The organism is Nonomuraea insulae (genome assembly GCF_042656245.1).
Genome location: NZ_JBHSPA010000084.1, coordinates 132,039 through 152,710, shown reverse-complemented (window position 1 = coordinate 152,710; position 20,672 = coordinate 132,039). Strand labels below are relative to the sequence as shown.

At 71.1% G+C, this 20,672-nt stretch carries 16 protein-coding genes; 6 read left to right on the top strand and 10 right to left on the bottom strand.

From position 1 onward, the window contains the following. The 7 genes from ACFPZ3_RS53700 to ACFPZ3_RS53670 form a co-directional block, all read right to left on the bottom strand. Positions 1 to 749 (bottom strand): ADP-ribosylglycohydrolase family protein (locus ACFPZ3_RS53700; protein WP_379522195.1); only part of this gene is annotated, 749 nt, incomplete at its 3' end. A gap of 6 nt (positions 750 to 755) precedes the next feature. Beyond that, positions 756 to 1,820 carry an ADP-ribosylglycohydrolase family protein gene (locus tag ACFPZ3_RS53695; protein ID WP_379522194.1) on the bottom strand — a complete coding sequence of 355 codons (1,065 nt, stop codon included), beginning with the start codon at positions 1,818 to 1,820 and terminating at the stop codon, positions 756 to 758. Beyond that, positions 1,817 to 3,121, bottom strand: coding sequence for an ABC transporter substrate-binding protein (locus tag ACFPZ3_RS53690; RefSeq protein WP_379522193.1), 1,305 nt, complete (start codon positions 3,119 to 3,121; stop codon positions 1,817 to 1,819). Before ACFPZ3_RS53690 ends, ACFPZ3_RS53695 begins: the two co-directional genes overlap by 4 nt. Before the next feature lie 12 nt (positions 3,122 to 3,133). Next, positions 3,134 to 3,952 (bottom strand): carbohydrate ABC transporter permease, encoded by an 819-nt coding sequence (locus tag ACFPZ3_RS53685; RefSeq protein WP_379522192.1) that lies wholly within the window; start codon positions 3,950 to 3,952, stop codon positions 3,134 to 3,136. Next, positions 3,949 to 4,863, bottom strand: coding sequence for a carbohydrate ABC transporter permease (locus ACFPZ3_RS53680; RefSeq protein WP_379522191.1), 915 nt, complete (start codon positions 4,861 to 4,863; stop codon positions 3,949 to 3,951). Before ACFPZ3_RS53680 ends, ACFPZ3_RS53685 begins: the two co-directional genes overlap by 4 nt. Beyond that, entirely contained in the window at positions 4,860 to 5,906 is a 1,047-nt protein-coding gene (locus ACFPZ3_RS53675) for a LacI family DNA-binding transcriptional regulator (RefSeq protein ID WP_379522190.1), read from the bottom strand. The genes ACFPZ3_RS53680 and ACFPZ3_RS53675 overlap by 4 nt, the downstream gene beginning before the upstream one ends. Positions 5,907 to 6,081: 175 nt before the next feature. Then, a complete protein-coding gene (locus ACFPZ3_RS53670; RefSeq protein WP_379522189.1) occupies positions 6,082 to 7,326 on the bottom strand; it encodes an MFS transporter in 1,245 nt (414 codons plus the stop codon). 22 nt (positions 7,327 to 7,348) lie between these two features. On the opposite strand from ACFPZ3_RS53670, the gene ACFPZ3_RS53665 reads away from it, so the two are divergent. Together ACFPZ3_RS53665 and mihF are read left to right on the top strand one after the other, a co-directional pair. Beyond that, on the top strand, positions 7,349 to 8,698 hold the full coding sequence (locus tag ACFPZ3_RS53665) for an ROK family protein (protein WP_379522188.1): 1,350 nt from the start codon (positions 7,349 to 7,351) through the stop codon (positions 8,696 to 8,698). Between the two features lie 584 nt (positions 8,699 to 9,282). After that, complete coding sequence (mihF, locus tag ACFPZ3_RS53660) at positions 9,283 to 9,588, top strand: integration host factor, actinobacterial type (RefSeq protein WP_138697789.1); 306 nt, start codon at positions 9,283 to 9,285, stop codon at positions 9,586 to 9,588. Between the two features lie 127 nt (positions 9,589 to 9,715). Here mihF and ACFPZ3_RS53655 read toward each other — a convergent pair whose 3' ends face one another. Next, positions 9,716 to 10,363: a response regulator transcription factor gene (locus ACFPZ3_RS53655; protein WP_358105265.1), complete on the bottom strand. Its 648-nt coding sequence runs from the start codon at positions 10,361 to 10,363 to the stop codon at positions 9,716 to 9,718. Next, positions 10,354 to 11,601: a sensor histidine kinase gene (locus ACFPZ3_RS53650; protein ID WP_379522187.1), complete on the bottom strand. Its 1,248-nt coding sequence runs from the start codon at positions 11,599 to 11,601 to the stop codon at positions 10,354 to 10,356. Before ACFPZ3_RS53650 ends, ACFPZ3_RS53655 begins: the two co-directional genes overlap by 10 nt. 186 nt (positions 11,602 to 11,787) lie before the next feature. Here ACFPZ3_RS53650 and ACFPZ3_RS53645 point away from each other — a divergent pair, with 186 nt between their 5' ends. From ACFPZ3_RS53645 to ACFPZ3_RS53630, 4 genes are all read left to right on the top strand, one after another. Further along, positions 11,788 to 13,053, top strand: coding sequence for an acyltransferase family protein (locus ACFPZ3_RS53645; protein WP_379522186.1), 1,266 nt, complete (start codon positions 11,788 to 11,790; stop codon positions 13,051 to 13,053). 131 nt (positions 13,054 to 13,184) lie between these two features. After that, a complete protein-coding gene (locus ACFPZ3_RS53640) occupies positions 13,185 to 15,677 on the top strand; it encodes a beta-L-arabinofuranosidase domain-containing protein (protein ID WP_379522185.1) in 2,493 nt (830 codons plus the stop codon). Between the two features lie 92 nt (positions 15,678 to 15,769). Beyond that, positions 15,770 to 18,268, top strand: a complete 2,499-nt coding sequence (locus ACFPZ3_RS53635) for a DEAD/DEAH box helicase (RefSeq protein ID WP_379522184.1) — start codon at positions 15,770 to 15,772, stop codon at positions 18,266 to 18,268. 205 nt (positions 18,269 to 18,473) lie between these two features. Beyond that, complete coding sequence (locus tag ACFPZ3_RS53630; protein ID WP_379522183.1) at positions 18,474 to 18,968, top strand: DUF2087 domain-containing protein; 495 nt, start codon at positions 18,474 to 18,476, stop codon at positions 18,966 to 18,968. On the opposite strand, the gene ACFPZ3_RS53625 is transcribed toward ACFPZ3_RS53630, so the two are convergent. Then, complete coding sequence (locus ACFPZ3_RS53625) at positions 18,965 to 20,488, bottom strand: alkaline phosphatase D family protein (RefSeq protein ID WP_379522182.1); 1,524 nt, start codon at positions 20,486 to 20,488, stop codon at positions 18,965 to 18,967. The genes ACFPZ3_RS53630 and ACFPZ3_RS53625 overlap by 4 nt on opposite strands. Between the last annotated feature and the right edge of the window lie 184 nt (positions 20,489 to 20,672).

The following is a 20,672-nucleotide window of genomic DNA, read 5'->3' as shown; positions in this document are numbered from 1 at the left end:
GCCGTCTCGGCCAGCAGCGGCACCACGGCCACCGTCTGCGCGGCGCCCACGCCGTAGCTGTAGACGTGGTCGTGCAGCGCGGCGTCCAGCGCGGGGATCGCGCCGAACGGGTCTCCCGCCTTCCTGGCGACGCTCAGCGCCAGGCGGGCGTTGTGCCCGATGGCGCTCTCCTCCGGCAGTACGGCCAGCGCCGCCTCCACCGCTCTCCCCACGTCGCCGGACGTCACGGCCTCGGCCACCGCCGCGGCCATGGCCTGGGCGCCGAGCACGCCGTCGGCGGCGTTCGTCACCTGGGCGTCCTGTGTGGGGTCCCTCCCCAGGGCTCCGAACGCCACGGCCCTGACGGCGGCGGCGTCGTCGAAGTGGTGCGGGTTGTCGTGTCCGGACGCGGGCGGTTCCACGCCCTTGGCCAGGTTGTCCAGCGCGGTCGCCACGGAGATGCGCGCCCTGACGCGCTCGCCGAGCTCTCTGAACGCCTCGGCGCGCGGGTGATCCATGGTGAGCGCCGTCCACGCCAGCCATTCGGCGTCGTCGGACGGGCCGACGCGCAGGGGCGCGACGGGCTGGTTCAGCGCGAACGGCACCGGCAGCGTGGTGACCCGGTGCTCTTCCGCGAACGCGTCCAGCTCGCGGTGCAGGCGGCGGCTCCATGGGGCGTGCAAGGCCGAGCGATGCCTGGCCGCCGGCCAGCCCGCCGCGTCACCGACGGCGAGCCCGATGAAGGCTCCTCTGATTCTGTCCCCCGACATTGTGATCTACAGTCCTCCCGCCAGTTCGTCGGCGACGTCCAGCACGTGTCTTCCTGCCGTGACGGGCAGGCATTTGCCCGTCACGGGGCCGATCCTCGCGGCCCAGCGGGCGGGGACTCCCCGCTCGCCCTGGCCGGCTCCTGCCACCGCGCCCGCAATGGCGCCGATCGTGTCGGCGTCCCTGCCCAGGCTCACCCCGAACGTCACGGCCGCCTCCACCTCACCGTTTCCGGCCAGGAACGCGGCCAGCGCCAGCGCCACGGCCTCGGGGGCCACGTCGGTCCAGGGGTAATGCTTGACCACCACGGCCTCGTGCAGCGCCTCAATGACCTCCACACCCGGCACACCGGCGCCGGGAGAGGCCCCGTCGGACGCCGCATCGGCGGTGGTGGGTGGCGCGGCGGCATCCGGTGGGTGGGACGCGACCGGCGGGGAGGCGGACGGGGACCAGCCGAGGGACTCGCAGGCGCGTACCACGTTGCGGGCCGTCCATGAGTCCGCAGGGATCACCGACAGCGCTGCCAGCACCACCTCCCGGGGGGTGGCGCCGGCCATGGCGGCGGCGACCGCGCCGGCGATGGCGCGGCCGCCCAGGATGCCCTCGCCGGACCCGCTGACCAGCCCGTCCTGCTGCACCAGCCGGGCCGCCTCAACGGGATCGCCCGGGCAGAAGACGCCGTAGGGCGCGGCGCGCATGGCGAGCCCGTCCGACCATCCGTGGGAATGGACCTGTCCGGTCAGCGGCGGCTCCAGACCACGCCGGAGCGCCTCGATGGTGCCCAGCTCAGAGAAGCCGGCCCCGCGCATGGGCCCCGTGACCCGGGGGATGATCTCCGAGCGGTACGCGGCCGCCACGTCGGCCGGGGTCAGCGCGTGCCCGTGGCGGACCAGGAGGGAGGCCGCGAAGATCGCGTACTCCGTGTCGTCGGTCCCGCCGCCCTCGATCTCCGTCAGCCGGCCCCACCGGCGCCGGATCTCCTCCGGCGTCAGGTTCTCGGCGGGAGCCCCGAGGGCGTCACCGGCCGCGAGGCCGAGCAGACACCCCCGGGCCCTGTCTCGCGTAGAGGTCACCGCTGGTACCGCTCCAACACCTTGTTGCCGTCCTCGACCAGCTTGGCCGCCGCCTGGTCGATAGTGATCTTGTTGGCGAAGTACTCCTGGAGCGTCGGCGTGGCGACCTTGCTCTTCCACTCGTCGAACCCGTTCACCTTCAGGAACGGCGCCACCACCAGGTTCTTGCCGGAGGCGGTGGCCACGTCCCAGCCGTTGTCCTTCGTGGTCATCGCCGGGTCGGCGGCGGCCGTCTGGGAGGTGGGCAGGAGCCAGTCGCCCTTGGCGAGCTTGGCCTGGTTCGCGCCGTTCAGGAAGAACGAGATGAACTTCATGGCCTCGTCCGGATGCTCGCTCTCCTGCGCGATCGACAGCGTCTGCGAGACGGCCCCCTGCTGGGCGCTGGTGCCCTTGGGCGCGGGCAGCGTGACCCACTCGAACCCGTCGGGCGCCTGCTCGACGACCTGCTGGCGCAGGTAGACGCCGGTGGGCAGCAGGGCGAACTTGCCCTTGTAGAAGGCGGGCAGCGGGTCCGCGGTGCCCTGGCCGAGCGCGGCCGGGTCGGCGGACTTGTCCTTGTAGAGCTGGTCGTGGATGCGCTGGAGCACCTCGCGCTCCTCGGGGCCGACCTTGACGGTGGTCTTGCCGCCGGCGGTCTGGAAGAACGTGCCGCCGAAGTTGAGCGCCAGGTTGAGCGTCTTGTTGACGGGCGACTTCATGGGCCAGGCGACGCCGTACGCGCCGCCCTTGGTCATCTTCTTGGCGGCCGCGGAGAACTCCTCCCAGGTCCACGGGTCGTCGTTGGTGGGGATGCGTACCTTGGCCTCGTCGAGCAGCTTCTTGTTGGCGATGATGACCTGCGACTCCTGCAGGAACGGCACCCCGTACACGCCCTGCTCGCCCTTGCCGCCGTCGAAGGTGACGGTGTCCCAGGCGGGCTGCGGGATGTCGCTCTTGAGCTCGGCGGGCAGCTTGTCGCTGAGATCGAGCAGGTAGCCGTCGGAGGCGAAGCCGGACAGCGCGGGCGAGTCGTTGTGGATGACGTCAGGGGCCGTGCCGCCGGCGAACTGGGTGACGAGCTGGTCGTTGACGTTGTCCCAGCTGCCCTGGACGTAGGTGACCTGGATCTTGGGGTTGGCCTTGTTCCACTCGTCCACGATCTGCTTGTTCGCGGCGACGGACTCCTTCTGCCACGCCAGGCTGAGGAAATTGATCTTGACTGGCTCGTTGGAGGAGGACGACGACTCGCCGCCGCCTCCCCCGCCGCACGCGGCGGTGAGCGTGAGGACCGCCGCCACCGCCAGAGCGGACTTGAATCGCATATGAGCCTCCTACTAGCCCTTGACGGCGCCGGCCATCAGGCCGGACTTCAATCGCCGCTGGATGATTGCGAAGAAGATCAGGCTCGGGATCGTCGCCATGAGCGACGCCGCGGCCAGCGGGCCGAGCCTGGCCACCCCCTCGGGGCCGGTGAACCTCACCAGCGTCAGCGGGAGCGTCATGACCTCGGGGTCCTGCAGGACCACGAGCGCGAACATGAACTCGTTCCAGGACGAGATGAACGAGAACAGCAGCGTGGCCACCACACCCGGCGCGAGCAGCGGCGCGACCACACTCACGATCGAGCGCAGCCGGCTCGCGCCGTCCACGGCCGCCGCCTCCTCCAGTTCGGGCGGCACCGCGCGCACGTAGCCCTGCAACATCCACAGCGCGAACGGCAGCGTGAACGTCACATGGACGACCACCAGTCCAGGCAGCGTGTTCACCAGGTCCAGGTCCCGCAGGATCAGGAAGAGCGGAATGATGATCAGGATGAACGGGAACACCTGGCTGACCAGCACCCACCCGATCGCGATCTTGTTCACCAGGCCCCGGTAACGCGCCATCGCGTAGGAGGCGGGCAACGAGATCAGCACCGTGATCACGCTGCTGAACAGCGCCACGACGAGGCTGCGCAGCGCCGCCCCGACGAGGTCCTGCTCGCCGAACGCGTCGCCGAAGTTGGCCAGCGTGGGCTCGCGCGGAATCCACGTCGGTTCCGTCAGCGCCATCTCCTGCGGCGTCTTCAGCGCCGTGGACAACAACCACAGGAGCGGGAAGGCCAGGAAGACGACGTACGCGATCAGCGCGACGTACTGTGAAACGCGTTTCACTTGACCCCCCTCATCTGGCGCCACAGATACAGTCCGAGCACCGCCAGCACGACGATCGCCATGGCGAGGCCGAGCATCGAGGCGTATCCGGCCATGCGATACCTGAACGCCTCCTCGTAGGCGAACAACATCGGCAACCGCGTCCGCCCGCCCGGCCCGCCCTGGGTGAGCACGTAGACCAGCCCGAACTGGTTGATGTTCCACACGAAGTCGAGCGAGGTGATCGCCACGATGATGGGGCGCAGTTGCGGCAGCGTGATGTTCCAGAAGCGCCGCCAGGAGCCCGCGCCGTCCATCTCACCGGCCTCGTAGAGCTCTTTGGGCACGTTCTGGAGGCCCGCGAGCAGGACGACCGTCGTCTGCGGCATGCCCGCCCAGATCCCGACCACGATGATCGCGGGCAGCGCGAGCGAGAAGTCGGCCAGCCAGTTGATGTGGGTGCCGAGCAGGTCGTTCAGAACGCCGGCGTCGGGGTGGTAGACGAGCTTCCACATCAGGCCGATGACCACCGGCGGCATCGCCCACGGCACCACCGAGAGCACCCTGGCCACGCCCCGGCCGCGCAGCTTCTCGTTGAGCAGCAGGGCCAGGCCGAGCGCGGCCAGGAACTGCAGCACGGTCACCGAGACGGACCAGATCGCGCCGATCTGGAACGACGACCAGAACTCGTCGTCGGTCAGCAGGCGGGTGAAGTTCTCCAGGCCGACGAAGCTGGTCTCGTGGACGCGGGTGTTGCGGGCGTCGGTGAAGGCCAGGCCGATGCCGTACAGCAGGGGGCCCACGCTGAACAGCAGCACCGGCACCATGGCCGGCAACATCAGCAGCCACATCTCGCGCGTCTGACGCGACAGGCCGCGGCGCCTGGCCCGCGGCCGGCGCGGCGGCGCCGGTCTCGTCGTGGTCGCCGTCACCGCCCGCCCTCCTTCCCGCCACGCTCATCGGCCCTGTACGCGGGCCCCGCCGTGGAGGCGCGCACCGAGAGGCGGGGCGGCACGGTGACCAGCCGGGGCTCGCGGTCGCCGCCCCGCAGCCGCTCCAGCAGCAGTTCGGCGGCGGCCTTGCCACGCTCGGCCGACCCCAGCGAGACGCTGGTCAGCGACGGCCACGAGGCCGCGGCCAGGTCGGTGTCGTCCATGCCGACCACCGCCACGTCCTGCGGCACCCGCTTGCCCGCGCAGCGCAGCACGTCGAGCGCGCCGAGCGCGATCAGGTCGTTGGCGCACATGAGCGCGTCCACGTCGGGCACCCTGGCCAGCAACTCCGCCACCGCACGGGCCCCTTCGCGCCGGTAGAAGTCACCGATCTGCACGAGGTCCTCGTCGTAGGGGAGGCCGAGGTCGGAAAGCGCCTCCCGGTAGGCGGACCCCCGGGCGGCGCCCGGCACGGTGTCGAGGGGGCCGTTGATCATGGCGATGCGGCGGCGGCCGAGCGCGTAGAGGTGATCGACGGCCAGCCGCACACCGGTCCTGGAGTCGGCGCGTACGTTGTCCACCCGCGTCCCCTCGGGCACCGACCCGATGATCACGACGGGCGCCCTGGCCGCGGCCAGCATCTCCAGATGGGTCTCGGTGACGCGGAGGGGGCTCATGATCAGCCCGTCCACGTAGCGCTCGCCGAGGCTGTGCAGCACGTCGATCTCGTCGGCCACGACGGCGTCGGTGGAGTGCAGCACGAGCCGGTAGCCGGCGGCCTTCAGCACCGGCTGGATCTCGCGCAGCATGGCCAGGTAGGCGGGGTTGCCGACGTCCGCCATGGCGAAGGCGACCTGGTGGGTGCGGCGCGACTTGAGCGACCTGGCCACGGCGTTGCGCACGTAGCCGAGCTCGTCCGCGGCGGCCATCACCTTGCGCACGGTGTCCTGCCTGGTCGGCAGGCCGTTCAACACCCGCGAGACGGAGGCGATCGAGACACCGGCGCGCTCGGCGATCGTGTTGATCGTGGGTCCGTCGGCCAAGGTTGTCCTTCCATCAGTCGTAAACGTTTACAAGAGCGACTCTGTAAACGTTTACGGTGTGGGGACATGAAACCTGGATGTAACTTGCAGGTCAAGTCACGATCGCATAACACCAGGTCAGCGGGCTTTGTGGCAAATCCCGTGCGCCCCGGACGGGCGGGCGCACGGGAAAGGATCAGTCGCGTGCGGGCTCCGGCTCGCACTCCAGGCTCGTCTCCCGCGCGGCGGGAGCGGAGTGCCGCAGGAGGGCGCGGATGGCGGGAGAGCCGGCGAGCGTCACCACGGCGGCCAGGACGGCCGGGATGACGAGCGCCACGGGCAGCGACGTCGACTCGGCCACGTAGCCCAGCACGGCGGGCCCGAGCAGCAGCCCGCTGTAGCCGAAGGCCGTCACCATGGCCAGCGCCCGCCCGACCCGGCCGCCCGCCGCCCCGACGGCGCTGAACAACACCGGCACGACCGTCGCCAGTCCCACGCCCGCCAGCGCCCACCCGGTCCAGGCGCACACCACCTGCAGCGCTCCCGCCAGGGGCGAGAGCAGGACGAGGGCGTAGCCGGCGGTGGCGAACACGCCGGCGAGCTGGATGGTCCGCACGGAGCCGAGCCTGGCCCTGATCGGGTCCCCCAGCAGTCGCACGGTGGTCATGGCCACGGAGAAGATCGTGTACGCCAGCGGCGCCATGGCCGGATCCACCTCCAGCACCCACCGGGCGTGCAACGCGGCCCAGTCGATGGCCGCCCCCTCACTCAGATGCCCGGCGAACGCGGCCAGCCCGAGCAGCGCGATCAGCCCCCAGCGCAACGAACCGCCGGACCCTGACCCGGACCCGGACTCCGCGGAGACGTGCTCGGGCGGGTCGGGCAGCAGCAGGCGCGCCGCCGGCACGTACAGGAACGGCACCACCACCGCCGCCGCGATCAGCAGCCACTGCGCCTCCAGCCCCGCCTGCAGCGCGAGCGAGGTGAGCCCGCCCCCGGCCGCCCCGCCGAGGCTCCACGTGCCGTGGAAGGCGGAGATGATCGGCCGGCCGTAACGGCGCTCGACCTCGACGGAGTGGGCGTTCATGGCGACCTCGGTCACCCCCAGCCCGAGTCCGAACAGCACCGCCAGCGCCGCCAGCGCCCAGTACGACGGCGCGAGCGCGGGCCCGAGCAGCACCAGGCCGGAGAACGGGCCGGCGAACCAGCACACCCGCCGGCTCGACCACCGGTCCACCAGCGGCCCTGCCGCCAGCATCGACACCAGCGCGCCACCGGAGATCAGCAGCAGGACGCTGCCCAGCCGGCCGGGGCCGAGGTCGAGCCGGTCGTTCAGCGAGGGCAGGCCGGCCGCCCACAAACCCATGACAAAACCGGCGAGAAAGAAGAATCCGAAAACTCCGGCACGAGCCCGTCTGGCATCAATGAGGCTTTTGTTCACGACTAGAGCATAAACTGTGATCGTGAATGGAGCTACGACGAGTGGCGAGCTTCGCGCGCACAACCGGGTCAGGTTGCTGCGCGCCGTGCACGACTGCGGGGCCACCCGCACCAGGTCCCAGCTCACGCGCGACCTGCACCTGGCGCGGGGCACGGCGTCGGTGCTGGTCGCGGGGCTGGCGGAGGACGGGCTGCTGCACGAGGAGCCGGCCCGCGAGCATGTGCGCGGGCGGCCGACGCAGGTGCCGGGGCCGCATCCGTACGGGCCGATCGCGCTGGCCGCGGACGTGCGGGAGGACGCCTGGGAACTGGCGGCGTGCGAGCTGGGCGGGCGGGTGACGGTGCTCGGCGTACGCCCGCACGACGGCACTCCCGAGGGCGCGCTCGGGTCGCTGGGTGAGGCCATCGCCACGCACCGGCGGCGGCTCGGCCACCGGGTGATCGGCGCCGGCGTGGCCCTGGCCGGCCCGGTGCGCCACGGCGGCCTGGTGGACATCGCCCACCTGGGCTGGCGCTCGGTGGACGTCCCCGCCCTGCTCGCCTCCCAGACTCCGGCCCGCACGACGGCCCGCACGACGGCCCGCACGACGGCCCGCACGACGGCCCGCACGACGACGGCCCGCACGACGACGTCCACCACGACAGCGGCCGGCACGACAGCGGCCGGCTCCGCCACGCTCGTCGTCGGCAACGACACCGCCTTCGCGGCCCTGGCCGAGGCGCGGCGGGGCCGCCTGCAGGGCGTCAAGGTGGGCCTGCACCTGCACGTGGACTTCGACCTCGGCGGCGTGCTGGTCGTGGACGGGCGCCCGGTGGCGGGCGCGAGCGGCACCGGGGCCGAGTTCGGGCACATGCCGCTCACCGGCGACGACCGCCCGTGCCCGTGCGGCGCCAGGGGCTGCTGGAGCATGGGCGTCGGCGCGAACGCCCTGCTGCGCCACGTCGGCCTCGCCTACGGTGGCGGCAGGGGCAGGGAGCAGGCCGAGCACGTGCTGGCCACGAGCCAGGAGGCGGTGGAGGCCAACGCCAGGGTCCTGGGACGCGGCATAGCGGCCCTCGTGAACGCCCACGACCCCGAGGTGGTCATCCTGTCGGGGCACGGCCCGGAACTGCGCGAGCGGGCCGGGCAGGCCCTCATGGAAGCCTGCGAGCCGGTTCTCATGGCGATCCGCCGCGACCACCCGCCCAGGATCGAGGGTTCGGCTCTCGGCTGGCGCGGCTCGCTCCTGGGCGCGATGGAGTCCGTCTTCGATGACTTCCTCACGACCGAGGGTCTTGAACTCTGGCGGAAAAGCCACCCTGACCAGGGTCGCGACACGCCCGACCGGCAAAGTGTGACGCATTCCACCCTGGCCGGGGAAAAGCCGCTATAGCGCGTCCCCGCGAGGTCACGTATGCGATCTTGCCGGGCCGGGCAGAGGGCGGGTACGCACGCAAGGGTCCGATGCGCGAAACAATCATGGGCCGGGAAGCCGTACGCGTGAATCCCGTACCCACGCTCCGCATGACGGAAGCGGCCGTGAAGCAGGCGTTCCGCGAGAGCGCGCGGCGGTCGTGGACGAGCGCGGGAATCCGGCGTCTTCCCAGCGTATGGACGGTGCGGAGATCTCCGGTCCGGTGCCCGCGCCGGGCTGGGCGCGCTTCTGCGCGAACCCGGGCGGAAGCCGCCCGCGCCCGCCGCCCCCGGAGCGGAGCCGGCGGGCCGTTTCGCGGGCGCCGGAGGTGGCATCCCGCTCCGGCAGGGCTACGGTGAGACAGAAAGCGTGGTCGGTGGTGCAGGGGCCGGGCGGAGGCACGGTCACGCGGCACGTGGCGTGCGCGGAAGCGGCCGAGTCGGTGCGAGCCGCACGTTGAGCGGGCGCTTTCCGCAACACGAACCGCTGGTATCCGCCATGATTAGCCACTGCACCACGGGTCACTGAACCCGAACGTAAAACTCCCCGAGGAGAGAACTGAGATGGCACTTCCCACTCTCACCCCCGAGCAGCGTCAAGCCGCTCTGGCCAAGGCCGCCGAGGCCCGTGCCGCCCGCACGGCCCTGCTGGGCAAGGTCAAGGCCGGCGAGCTCACGTTCGCTCAGCTGCTGGAGCGCGACGACGACATCGCGAAGAAGATCAAGGTGTCCCAGGCGCTGCGCGCCGTCAAGGGCGTCGGTCCCGCCAAGGCCACCGCGCTGATGGAGGAGGCCGGCGTGGACGAGAAGCGCCGCCTCGGCGGCCTGGGCGCCCAGCAGCGCAAGAAGCTGGTCGACGCGCTCGGCTAAACCCCGAGCGGCCAGGTCCGCGCGCGGTGTCGCGCGGACCGGCCAGCGACCCCTCACAAGGCCAGGAGGGACCGCCGAGCGGAGCCGCCCCGCTCGACGGGGGCCGGGCTGAGGGGTCGGGAACCCCTTAAGAACGCAGGTAGGTCAGTACGGCGAGCACCCGGCGATGCTGATCACTGTCCTCCGCGTAGAGGCCGAGCTTGTTGAAGATGCTCCTGATGTGCTTCTCCACGGCTCCGTCGCTGATCACGAGCTGCCGCCCGATGGCCGGGTTCGACTTCCCCTCGGCCATCAACCCGAGCACCTCGCGCTCGCGCGGCGTGAGCTGCGCCAGCGGATCGTCCTTGCGCCTGCGCACCATCAACTGGGACACCACCTGAGGATCGAACACGGTCCCGCCCGCGGCCACCCGCCGCAGGCCCTCCAGGAACTCGTCGACGTCGACGACCCGGTCCTTCAGCAGATAGCCCACCGCGCCCCTGGCGTCGGCGAGCAGGTCATCGGCGTAGGAGACCTCGACGTACTGCGAGAGGATCAGCACCGGCGCCCCGGGCACCCGGCGCCGGGCCTCCACGGCCGCCTTGAGGCCCTCGTCGGTGAAGGACGGCGGCATGCGCACGTCCACCACCGACACGTCGGGCTTGTGCTCGGCGATCGCCTCGACGAGGGCGTCGCCGTCACCGACGGTCGCCACCACCTCGCAGCCGAACTCTTCAAGCAACCTGACCAGGCCTTCCCTGATCAGAACGGCGTCATCGGCCACGACTACCCGCACGGAACCTCCGCCACGATCACTGTGGGCCCGCCGTCGGGCGACTGCACGGTCAGCTCCCCGTCGACGGCGCGGAGCCGGTCGGCGAGCCCGGCGAGCCCATGTCCCTTGGCGACGTGTGCGCCGCCGACCCCATCATCCCCGATCGTGAGCATGAGAATGTCACCGATGCGGACAAGCTGGACGGTGCAGACGGTCGCGCGGCTGTGCTTGGCCACGTTGGTGAGGGTCTCGGCGCAGACGAAGTAGACGGCGTTCTCGACGGCGGCCTGGTAGCGCTCGACGGTCTGGACGTCCAGGTCCACGGGGATCGTGCAGCGGCCCGCCAGGGCGGCCAGGGCGGGCGCGAGGCCGCGGTCGGACAGGATCGGCGGGGCGATGCCGCGCGAGAGCGCGCGCAGCTCGTCGAGGGTCTCGCGGGTCGCGCTGATGGCGGAGGTGAGGGTGGCCTGCGCGGCCTCGGGGTCCTTGGACAGCTGCCGCTGCGCCCTGGACAGCTCCATGGCCAGCGAGACCAGCCGCTGCTGCGGCCCGTCGTGGATGTCGCGCTCCAGCTTGCGCAGCGCGTTGGCCTCGGCGGAGACGGCGGCGGCCCGGCCCTCGGCCAGGTCGTCGATGCGCTCCTGCAACTCGGCCACGCCGGTCAGCAGCGCCCGGCCCAGAACGGCCCTGATCAGCGCGGCGCCGCGGATCGCGAACGGCATGAGCATCGTGAAGACCAGGCCGAGGCCGACGTAGAAGACCACGCCGACGCCGTAGGAGTCGCCGAGGCCGAGCAGTTCGGGCAGCTCGGTGTTGCCGGGGATGCGCAGGAGGAAGATGCCGTAGAGAGGCCAGGTGAGGCCCGCGAGGGGGATCGCCCAGAACACCACGGTGAGCACGAACGAGATGATCGCGAACGGCAGGTTGAGGATGCCGTGCAGCAGGTCCAGCCAGGACTGCCCGCTGGTCAGCGGGTTGATGAGCCGGCGGAAGCGGCCGGCGCCGGGCGGCACGGGCCGGTAGCGGGGCCGCACGGGGGGCCGCCGCAGCACGTCGGACAACCAGCCGCGCTCCGCGTCGGCGAAGCCCCTGGCGACCAGCAGCGTGCCGGCCAGCAGCGGGATGCCGATCCACGCGACGGTGGTGGCCAGCCCGCCGGCGAAGCCCGCGACCATGAGCACGAAGCCGATGACTGTGGTCGGGAAGCCGACCAGCGTGTAGCGGGTGTCGAGAAGGACACGCCTCGTCAGGGAGCGCATGGCCATAACGGTATGACCTACCCGCGCCCAGGACGAGTGGGTGCGCCGGTGTACGGGGGTGGGGCCAGCCCTACCCCCGCAGGTGAGGGGATCTTGACCTGAGGAGGGCGGCTCGCGGCACTGTGCCGGAGGGCCAGGAACGGAAGCCTTGAGGGCATCCGCTCCCCGCCGAATCGAGGCACTCCCATGACCGTCCTGCTGGACCGCCCCACCGCACCGCCGCGCAGTACGGCAGGCGCGCGGCGGACGGCCCGTGACCCGTTCATCGACCTGCTTCGTGTGTTCGGCATGGCGCTCATCGTCTTCCAGCACTGGACGATCCCGGTCCTCGACTACGAGGGCGGCCGGCTGAGCACGGGCAACGCCCTGTCGACCCCGGGTGTGTGGCTGGTGACGTGGATCAGCCAGGTGATGCCGCTGGTGTTCTTCGCGGGCGGCGCCGCGAACGCGATCAGCTTCGGCCGCTCGGACAAGCCCGCGCCGGCGTGGCTGGCGGTCCGGCTGCGGCGGCTGGCCTGGCCGCTGCTGCCGCTGGCGGCGGTGTGGATCCCGCTGCCGCACGTCCTGCTCAGCCTGGGCGTGCCGGCGCAGCCGCTGGAGGTGGGGGCGAAGCTGACGGGCCAGTTGCTCTGGTTCCTGGCCGTCTACCTGATCGCCGTCACGGCCACCCCGTACGCGCTGCGCCTGCACGAGCGGTACGGCTGGCGCGTCCCCGCCGTCCTGGCGGCCGGAGCGGTGCTGACGGACGTGGCCCGGTTCTCGACCGGCCTGGACGCGGTGGGCTACCTGAACATCGTCTTCGTCTGGCTGGCGGTGCACCAGCTCGGCTTCTTCTACGCCGAGGGCCGGCTGCGCCTCCCCTGGCTGTTCGCGATCGGCGGCTTCGGCGCGGCGGCCCTGCTGGTGGGCTATGGCCCCTACCCGGGCAGCATGATCGGCCTGCCGGGCGCCGAGGTGTCCAACATGGCGCCGCCCACGCTGGCCATGCTCGCCGTCGGGCTCGGGCAGATCGGCCTGGCCCTGCTGCTGCGCCCCGCGCTCGTACGGCTCCCGACGGCCCGCCTGCTGGCCTGGGCCGGCCCGCGGATCATGACGGTGTACCTGTGGCACATGCCGGCCCTGTTCGCGGTGACCGGGGTCGTGGTGGTCCTGCTGGGCGTGGACACGCCGCGCCCGGGCAGCATCCTGTGGTTCGCCGGGTGGCCGATCTGGTTCGGGCTGCTGTGCCTGGTGTTGTGGCCGCTGCTGAAGGGGTTCGCCCGGTTCGAGACGCCGCCCGCGCTGCCGTACGGGGTGGCCGGGTGGCGCGGCACGCTGACGGCGGCCGGGCTGGTCGGGGCGGGCGTGCTGACGCTGACGGCCGGTGGGTTCGCGCCCGGCGGCGGTCCGTTCCTCGCGGTGCTCGCGGTGCTCGGCGGGCTGCTGCTGACAGGGCCGCGGACTCGCGCATAACGATCGGGTCCGAACATACTCGGTCGCAGTTGCGCGCATAATTCGACTGAATCAGACCGATTCGGTCTTGACTAGATCGTTTCTCTGGGATTTCCTGCGGTCGAGCGGATCGATAAGGCGCGGGAGGTCACATGGAGCACGAGTCATCGATCGGGCGGCGCAGGTTCCTCGTCACGGGCGGGGCAGCGGCGGCGGCACTGGCGGCCGGCGGCGGCCCCGCCCACGCGGCGGACGGCACCCGTGTCCGGTTCGTCAAACGCCCGGCGGCGACCGCCGCGGGCGGCCTCTACACGCCGAACCGCGCGCCCCTCTCCCCCACCCCCTTCCTCAAGCTGCCGCCGGGCGCAGTGCGGGCACGCGGCTGGCTGGCGCACCAGCTCCGGTTACAGCTCGACGGCCTCTGCGGCCGGTATGACGAGATTTCTGACTTCCTGCGGTACGACACCTGCGGCTGGGTCCACCCGGAGCTCGGCGCGTGGGAGGAGCTGCCGTACTGGCTCAGGGGGTACGGCGACCTGGCCTACGTCACCGGCGACGCCGGCGCCCTGGCCAAGACCGAGCGCTGGCTGGCCGGAATCGTCGCCACCCAGCAGCCCGACGGCTGGTTCGGCCCGGCGCGGCTGCGCACGTCGCTGGAGGGCGGCCCGGACTTCTGGCCGGGGATGCCGCTGCTGTCGGCGTTCCGCTCCTGGTACGAGTACACGGCGGACGACCGGGTGCTCCCCTTCATGTCCCGATATTTCCGCCTACAGGCCGAGCAGCCGGCGGAGGTGTTCAACCGGAGCTGGGGCGCCTTCAGGTGGGGCGACAACATCGACAGCGTCTACTGGCTCTACAACCGCACCGGCGAGAGCCGGCTGCTCGACCTGGTGCGCAAGATGCACGCCGGCTCCGCCGACTACGTCAACGGCCTGCCCACCCGGCACAACGTCAACATCGCGCAGGGCTTCCGCGAGCCGCTCCAGTACGGCCTGCTCACCGGCGACCCCGCGCTGGCCCAGGCCACGTACCGGAACTACGCCACCGTCATGGGCCGGTTCGGCCAGTTCGCCGGGGGCGGGTTCGCCGGTGACGAGAACACCAGGGACGGCTTCTGCGACCCCCGGCAGGGCTTCGAGACCTGCGGGATCGTCGAGTTCATGCACAGCTTCGAGATGCTGACGCGCTTCACCGGCGACCCGGTGTGGGCCGACAGGTGCGAGGAGCTGGCGATCAACTCGATGCCCGCCGCCTTCGACCCCGAGCAGCGCTCGATCCACTACATCACCAGCGCCAACAGCGTCCGCCTCGACCGCACGGCCAAGGTCTACGGGCAGTTCCAGAACGGGTTCGGCATGGAGGCGTTCATGCCGGGCGTGCACAACTACCGCTGCTGCCCGCACAACTACGGCATGGGCTGGCCGTACTACGCCGAGGAGCTCTGGCTGGCCACGCACGACCGCGGCCTGGCCGCCTCCATGTACGCCGACTCCACGGTCACCGCCCGCGTCGCCGGTGGCCAGGAGGTGACGATCGACCAGCGCACGGACTACCCGTTCGAGGAGACGATCCGGCTGACGGTCTCCACCGCCGAGCCCGTCGCCTTCCCGCTCTACCTGCGCGTCCCCGGCTGGTGCGACGGCCCGAGGCTGCGCGTGCCCACCGACGGCGCCGGGCGCGCCCAGCCGGTGGCCACCGAGGGCGCCGGGTACGTCGTGGTGGAGCGCACCTGGCGCGAGGGCGACCGGGTGGAGCTGACGCTGCCGATGCGCACCTCCGTACGCACGTGGACGCGGAACCACGGCTCCGTCTCCGTGGACCACGGCCCGCTGACCTTCTCGCTGGCGATCGGCGAGAGCTGGCGGCGCACCGGCGGCACGGAGGACTTTCCCGAGTTCGAGGTCTTCCCCGAGACCGCCTGGAACTACGCCCTCGACCGCCCCCAGCCCGCCCGCCTGCACCTGGTACGGCGGCACGGCCCCCTCCCCGCCAACCCGTTCACGCCCGAGAGCGCCCCGCTGGAGCTCCGCGCCAGAGCCAGGAAGATCGACAACTGGCAGGCGGACCCCCAGGGCGTCGTACGCGAGCTCCAGGACAGCCCCGCCCGCACCGACGGCCCCGCCGAGGAGGTCCGGCTGATCCCCATGGGCGCCGCCCGCCTGCGCGTCACCTCGTTCCCTGTCGCGGGAAGCGGCCCCGGCGCGCACGAGTGGACCCTGCCGGAGTTCGAGGCGTCCGCCTCCCACGCCGAGGGCTCCATCCTGGCCCTGTACGACGGCAGGTGGCCGAGCAGCTCCGCCGACCACGACATCCCCCGCTTCACCTGGTGGGACCACCTCGGCACCGAGGAGTGGGTCCAGTACGAGTACCGCGAGCCCAGGCGCGTCACCGGCTGCGCGGTGTACTGGTTCGACGACACGGGCATCGGCCGCTGCCGGGTCCCGGCGTCGTGGGAGCTGCGCTGGCTCGACGGCGACCAGTGGCGCCCGGTCACCTCGCCCTCCGGTTACGGCGTGACCCTCGACACGGTCAACCGCGTCACCTTCGACCCCGTCACGACGAAGGGACTGCGCATCGTCGCCCGCCTGCGGAACGACTTCTCCGCCGGAATCCTCGAATGGGAGGTGCCCGCCACCACCCCGTGAGGGCCTCGCTACCGCGGCTCGATCTGAAGACGGCTTGACCGAGTTGACCGCCTTGGGTTCGACCACGGGGCAAACTTCGGCAGGATAGGTGTGTGAGCCTACTCGTTGACCGCCTGCCCGAAGAGATCGACGCAGATCCCGACGCCATCTTCGACGCGTTCGTCGCCTGGAACGCCGAGCGGGGGCTCACGCTCTATCCCGCCCAGGAGGAGGCCCTCATCGAGGTGCTCTCCGGCAGCAACCTGATCCTGGCCACGCCGACGGGCTCGGGCAAGTCCCTGGTGGCGGCGGGCGCCCACTTCGCCGCGCTGACGCGCGACATCCGCACGTTCTACACCGCGCCGATCAAGGCGCTGGTGTCGGAGAAGTTCTTCGACCTGTGCGCCATCTTCGGCACCGCGAACGTCGGCATGATGACCGGCGACGCGAGCGTCAACCCCGGCGCGCCGATCATCTGCTGCACGGCCGAGATCCTGGCCAACGTGGCCCTGCGCGATGGGGCGGCGGCCGACATCGGCCAGGTCGTCATGGACGAGTTCCACTTCTACGCCGAGCCCGACCGCGGCTGGGCCTGGCAGGTGCCGCTGCTCGAGCTGCCCGACGTGCAGTTCATCCTCATGTCGGCCACGCTCGGCGACATGTCGATGTTCGAGCGCGACCTGACCAGGCGCACCGGGCGGCCGACGTCCGTGGTCAAGCACGCCGAGCGGCCGGTGCCGCTGATCTACACCTACCGGATGACGCCGCTGCACGAGACGCTGGAGGAGATGCTCTCGACCGGCCAGGCGCCCGTCTACGTCGTGCACTTCACGCAGGCCGCGGCGATGGAGCGGGCCCAGGCGCTGATGTCGATCAACATCGCGAGCAAGGCCGAGAAGGAGGCCATCACCGCCATGATCGGCGGCTTCCGCTTCACCACCCGCTTCGGCCGGGCGCTGTCGCGGCTGGTCCGCCACGGCATCGGCGTGCACCACGCGGGCATGTTGCCGAAATACCGGCGTCTGGTGGAGCGCCTGGCCCAGGCCGGGCTGCTGAAGGTCATCTGCGGCACCGACACGCTGGGCGTCGGCGTCAACGTGCCGATCAGGACGGTGCTGTTCACCGCCCTGTCCAAATACGACGGCAACAAGGTGCGGCGGCTGCGCGCCCGCGAGTTCCACCAGATCGCCGGCCGGGCGGGCCGCGCGGGCTTCGACACCATCGGCTACGTCGCCTGCCAGGCTCCCGAGCACGACGTCGAGAACGCCAAGGCGCTGGCCAAGATCGGCGACGACCCCAAGCGGCGGCGCGGCTACGCCCGCAAGAAGCCGCCGGAGGGCTTCGTGGGCTGGAGTGAGGACACCTTCCAGAAGCTTCAGGACGCCGAGCCCGAGCCGCTCAACTCGCGCTTCAAGGTCAGCAACGCCATGTTGCTCGCGGTGATCAACCGCCCGGGCGACTGCTTCCAGGCGATGAAGCACCTGCTGACCGACAACCACGAGGACCGCAAGTGGCAGCGGCGGCACATCAGCCAGGCCATCGCCATCTACCGGTCGCTGCTGGCCGGGGGCATCGTGGAGCAGTTCCGCGAGCCCGACGAGCAGGGGCGGCGGGCCCGGCTGACGATCGACCTGCAGGAGGACTTCGCGCTCAACCAGGCGCTGTCCACGTTCGCCCTGGCGGCCTTCGACCTGCTCGACCGCGAGTCGCCGTCCTACGCGCTCGACCTGGTCTCGATCGTGGAGTCGATCCTCGACGACCCGCGCCAGATCCTGTCCGCCCAGCTCAAGAAGGCCAAGGGCGAGGCCGTCGGGCAGATGAAGGCCGACGGGATCGAATACGAGGAGCGCATGGAGCTGCTCGCCGAGATCATGTATCCGATGCCGCTCGACGACCTGCTGCTCGGCGCCTACGAGACCTACCGGCGGGGGCACCCGTGGGTGGGCGACTACACGGTGAGCCCGAAGTCCGTGGTGCGCGACATGTTCGAGCGGGCCATGACGTTCGGCGACTACATTCAGTTCTACGAGCTGACCCGCTCCGAGGGCACGGTGCTGCGCTATCTGGCCGACGCCTACCGGACGTTGTCCCGTACGGTGCCAGAGCACCTCAAGACCGACGACCTGATCGACCTGGTCGAGTGGCTCGGCGAGCTGGTCCGCCAGGTCGACTCCTCGCTGATCGACGAGTGGGAGAAGCTGGCCAACCCGGAGGAGGCGCTGGAGGAGCACCAGCAGCTGGAGGCCAAGGTGCGGCCTGTCACGGCCAACCCGCGGGCCTTCCGCGTGCTGGTGCGCAACGCGATGTTCCGGCTGGTCGAGCTCTGCTCCCTGGAGAAGGAGAACGAGCTGGAGGAGCTCGCCCCCGACGTGGACTGGGGCGCGGCGCTGGACGCGTACTACGAGGAGCACGAGGAGATCTTCGCCGACGCCGACGCCCGCGGGCCCGCGCTGCTGCGCATCGAGGAGGAGAGCGGGTTGTGGAAGGTGCGGCAGACGATCAAGGACCCGGCCGGAGACGGTGACTGGGGCATCGATGCCCAGGTGGACCTGGCCGCCTCCGACGAGGAGGGCCGCGCGGTCCTGCACGTACAGGGGCTGAACCGCCTGTAGGAAAAAGAAGACAAGAAAAAGAAGACAAGCCGTGTGCCGGAACGGACTGGCAAGGGCGTTCCGGCACAGGCCTGTCGCTTTCAGTGTCTGTCGGAAAACGTCGGGGTCGTGTCATGAGCATGTCCCAAGATCGAGACATTCCGCGCAATTCGCTGTCCGCGACGGTGCGGTTCCGCTTCCGTGATCATGGGACAAAATGGGAGGAGTGAACGACGAAGAGATCAGGCGCGTCCTCGGGCTGCTCTACCAGGACGACACGTTGAAGACCTTCGCCTCCCTCGTGCTCGGCGCGACCGAGGGGCTCTCCCCGAAGTCGCTGCACAAGCTGGCCAGCGGCGGCCTGGCCGCCCGCGACGAGGACGGCGTGTGGCGCCCCACCCCCGAGCGCTTCCGCGACCTGCTGCGGGAGCGGGCCGTGCCCGCCGAGGAACTGAGCGCCGAGGAGCGGGTGCTGCGGACGTTCCTGGTGGACGGGCGGCTGACGACCACGGCGATCCGCCGCGACAAGCGACTCGTCGTGCTGCGCTACATCGCGACCGTCTTCGAGCCCGGCGTCCGTTACGCGGAGAAGGACGTGAACGTGGCGCTGCGGGCCTTCCACGACGACTACGCGGCCCTGCGCCGCTACCTGGTGGATGAGGACCTGCTGTCGCGGGAGGGCAACGTCTACTGGCGCAGCGGCGGCCACGTCGAGATCTAGGCGGGCTTGAGCGCGGGGTCGCCGGGCTCGATGACGAACGAGCCCGAGGTGTAGGCGGGCGCGCCCGGCTCGGTGACGCGCTCCAGCGAGCGGAAGTCCACCCTCATCTCCTCCCGCGTGAGCCTGGCGCGCACGTAACCCCGGCGGCCGTTGAAGAACTTCACGTGCGGGTTCTCCGCCAGCAGGACCCCCGTGTTCGGGTACTCGTCCAGGCCGTCGCCCGCGCTGGTCACCGAGGTCGTGACCAGTTCGACGGCCACGGGCTTCGAACCGCGCCTGATCTCCCCGGCCCAGTGGGAGTGCACGTCGCCGGTCAGCACGACCGCGTTGCTCCCGTACCGCTCGATGGCGGCGGTCAGGCGGTCGCGGGAGGCGACATAGCCGTCCCAGCCCTCGTTGGAGTAGCCCTTGCCCTCGCCGTTGACCCAGTCCATCTCCATCATGAACACCTGCTGGCCGAGCAGGTCCCAGGTGGCTTGCGATCCCTTCAGCTCGCCGTCGAGCCAGCCTTCCTGCTCCTGGCCGAGGATGGTGCGGTTGGGAGCAAAGCGATCGAGGCAGTCGGGGCCGACGGTGCCGCTCCTGCCGGTGCAGGCGTACAGGTCGCGGTACTGGCGGGTGTCGAGCAGGTGCAGGTTGGCCACCGCGCCCCAGCGCACGCTCCGGTACAGCCTGAGCGACGCCCCGGCGGGCTTCTGGGCGCGGCGCAGCGGCATGTTCTCGTAGTACGCCTGGAACGCCGCCGCACGGCGCTCCAGGAACGGCGGGCCGGGCTGCTCGGCCACGTCCCCGGCCCAGGCGTTGTCCACGTCGTGGTCGTCCCAGACCACGACCCAGGGGGCGATCGCGTGGGCGAGCCTGGCATCCGGATCGGCCTTGTGCTGGGCGTGGCGCAGCCGGTAGCCGGCCAGGTCGAAGCACTCGCCGCCGGCCTGGTCGCGGACCGGGTGCTGGTAGTCGCCGTACTCGTAGACGTAGTCGCCGAGGAAGGCGATCAGGTCGGGCTGGTCCTCGGCCATCCTGCGGTACGGGGTGAACCAGCCCGCCTGGTAGTCGGCGCACGAGGCGAACGAGAGGTTCAGCGGGGTGGCGCGGGTGCCGGGGGCGGGGGTGGTGCGGGTACGGCCGACGGGGCTGATCTCGGCGCCGGCCTTGAAGCGGTAGAAGTATTCGGCGCCCGGGTCGAGTCCTCCGAGTTCGACGTGCACGCTGTGGGCCGCGCCGGGGCGGGCCGCTTCGGCGCCACGTCGTACGACATGTCGGAAATTTTCGTCCTTTGCGAGCTGCCACTGGACCGGCACCTCGCGATCCGGCATGCCGCCGAGGCCGTCGGGGGCGAGCGGATCCATGGCGAGGCGCGTCCACAGCACCATGCCGTCGTGCGCTGGCTCACCCGAGGCGACGCCGAGCTGGAAGGGGTCGGACAGAGGGGCGCGCCGGACGGCCGCGCGGGCGGGGTTCGCGCCCGCGGCGGCGGCCAGGCCGAGGCCCCCGGCGAAGAGCGCACGCCGGGTGAGCATGGGTGTCCTTACATGGGGTGGCCGTTACCTGCGGCGACAGCCTGACGGGCGTCCTGTCGCGCTGTGCGTTCACAGGGAGACATTCCGCTGAAGTTCTGGTGAAGGTCTCGCGTTTCAGCTGGCGGCCGGACGGAGGCAGGCACGGGACGGCAGGACGGAGGCGGGCACGGCAGTCACCGGACGG